The sequence below is a fragment of the Sporosarcina sp. 179-K 3D1 HS genome, assembly GCF_047228905.1.
In the GTDB taxonomy this organism is placed as follows: domain Bacteria; phylum Bacillota; class Bacilli; order Bacillales_A; family Planococcaceae; genus Sporosarcina.
The window spans coordinates 1-2474 of record NZ_JBFEGI010000027.1; the positions used below are offsets into that span (position 1 = coordinate 1).

Annotated in this window: 2 protein-coding genes; both read left to right on the forward strand. The window is 41.8% G+C overall.

The genetic code is table 11. From position 1 onward, the window contains the following. Nucleotides 1–124 precede the first annotated feature (124 nt). Nucleotides 125–1669 carry an IS21 family transposase gene (gene istA, locus AB1K83_RS18130; RefSeq protein ID WP_413059612.1) on the forward strand — a complete coding sequence of 515 codons (1545 nt, stop codon included), beginning with the start codon at nucleotides 125–127 and terminating at the stop codon, nucleotides 1667–1669. Between the two features lies 1 nt (nucleotide 1670). Further along, the gene (istB, locus tag AB1K83_RS18135) at nucleotides 1671–2417 is read left to right on the forward strand and encodes an IS21-like element helper ATPase IstB (RefSeq protein ID WP_413059613.1); all 747 of its coding nucleotides are present in this window, start codon (nucleotides 1671–1673) and stop codon (nucleotides 2415–2417) included. Nucleotides 2418–2474: the final 57 nt, after the last annotated feature.

A 2474-nucleotide genomic window follows, 5' to 3' on the forward strand; every position in this document is an offset into this window, starting at 1 on the left:
TGTAACTGCTAAACTAAAATGGACAGTTTTTGCTCGATAGAACTGAACAGTTTCCAGCCACAATCCCTCCTACCAGTTATACTAAATACGTAAATAGTAACTGGTGTATTGGAGGATCAGGAAGGTGCTGAAGTTAGAAGTGATTGTAGAAGTGCATCAATTAAAAAAACAAGGATTTAACATATCTGCGATTGCGAGGAAATGTAATCTATCGAGAACAACAGTCTATGAGTATCTTGGAATGGATTTTGAAGAAGCTTGTAAGTGGGTGGATGAATTGAAAACAAGAAAACGAAAACTAGATCCCTATCGGGATGAAATTCTAAGTTGGTTGAAGGAGCATCCCGATTTGTCAGCCTCTCAAGTCTCCGATTGGCTGGAGGAGCGCTGTCACTACAAAGACGTTGGTGATAGTACGGTCCGTACATATGTAAGAGAGTTAAGAGAGGAAAACCATATTCCGAAATCCCTTAGCTTTCGGAGTTACGAAGCTGTTGAAGAATTGCCCAAAGGGAAACAAATGCAGGTGGATTTCGGAGAATTGAAGGTGAAAACTTCTGAGGGAAAAACTACTAAACTATATGTCATCGCCTTCGTCCTTTCCCACTCGCGCTATAAGTATGCCATATGGCAGGAGCGTCCATTTACTACACGGGATGTACTCCGTTGTCATGAGATGGCGTTTGAATATTATGGAGGAATAACAGAAGAGATTGTCTATGATCAAGACAAGCTTATGATTGTCAGTGAAAACGGCGGTGATATTCTCTATACGGAAGAGTTTCAGGCATATAAGCAACAGAGGGGATTCCGTATCTATCTTTGTCGAGCTGCAGATCCTGAATCAAAAGGAAAAATTGAGAATGTGGTGAAATTCATCAAGGGAAACTTTGCGAAGAATCGAGTATTTCATCAGCTGGATACTTGGAATGAGCAGTGCCTAGCTTGGCTCGAGAGAAAAGGGAATTATCAAGTGCACAATACAATAAAAAAGAGACCTTGCGAAGTGTTTGCCCTGGAAAAGCCGCACTTGCGAAAAGTCTCCTCTCTGCTTTCTTTTGAAAGCAACCATAGGTCCAGTATAACAAGGACGGTACATAAGGACAATATTATTAAATTCCAGGCCAATCGCTATTCAGTTCCTTTAGGGACATATAAACCCAATGGAGACAATACGGTTCATATCCGGATTGTTGAAGATCAGCTAATCATCGAAAAGAATCCCGGAGAAGAACCCTTAGCCGTTCATCCTCTTTCCAAGGGAAAGGGCCAACTAATAAAGAACACTGACCACGGTAGAGACAGATCAAAAGGAATACAGGCATATATCGAGACTGTCAAAAAATCTTTCGAAGATAGAGAGAAGATTCAGCTGTTTCTTAACGAAATGCATCGTCGTTATCCAAGATACATGAGGGATCAACTTCAGATCCTTCAAAAGGCTGTGAAGGAATTTGAACCATTTATTCAGCCAACCTTAGATACTTGTATTGAAAAGGCTTTGTGGAGTGCAAATGATTTTCGTGATGTGGCGAAACATCTGGCCGGAATTCAAATGCGTGAGAATCCAAGTCTTGATAACAGTTACCGAAAAGCCTCTCATTACTATAAAGAAAAAGCCACCGTCAGAGAACTGCACGGCTACTTGAAGATTTTGGGAGGTGTGTAAGATGAATTATTCGGTAGAGGACATCCAATATCAGTTTCAGCGGCTAAGGATGACAGAGACATCCAAGGAGCTTCCAGCCTTTCTAAGAAAGGCAGAATCTCATTCATGGACCTACCAGGAATTCCTTAGGGAACTGCTTACCTATGAGGAAAGGCGTCGTGAAGAAAAAATGATAGAGAGGCATTTGAAAATGGCTAAATTCCCTTATCAGAAGACCCTAGGGGAATTTGACCTGAAAGAACAGCCTTCAATCAGTGAAAGACAGCTTCGTCAGCTCAGTGAACTCTCGTGGTTGGAGGAATCATTCAATTTGATTTTTCTAGGCCCGCCGGGCGTGGGTAAAACACATATCGCAATTGGATTGGGGCTAGAAGCAATTCAAAAAGGTCATCGTGTCTCATTCATTTCAATGGGAGAATTAATCCCACTTCTGAAAACCGAGGAATATCTTCGGAAATCGCAGCTACAGATGAAAAAGATTAGAAGCGCCGACCTAGTCATCATTGATGACCTTATGTATATGGCGATGGATCAGAATGAGGCAAATCTATTCTTTCATTTAGTTAATCATCTATATGAAAGAAACTCCATCATACTTACGTCTAACAAGGGACCTGAGGAGTGGGGAGAGTTATTGGGAGACCAGGGAATCACCACGGCGATCTTGGATCGCCTTCTCCATCGCTCGGAGGTTCTCCACTTGGAAGGAGACAGTCATAGGATCAAACATCGGGAGACGTTATTTTAAGCGGAAAGTGTCCAAATTTAACGAGCAAAAAGTGTCCAAAACTACTTGACGGTTACA

Coding starts and splice junctions, on each gene's coding strand:
- istB (WP_413059613.1), top strand. CDS start 1,671: ATGAATTATTCGGTAGAGGACATCCAATATCAGTTTCAGCGGCTAAGG.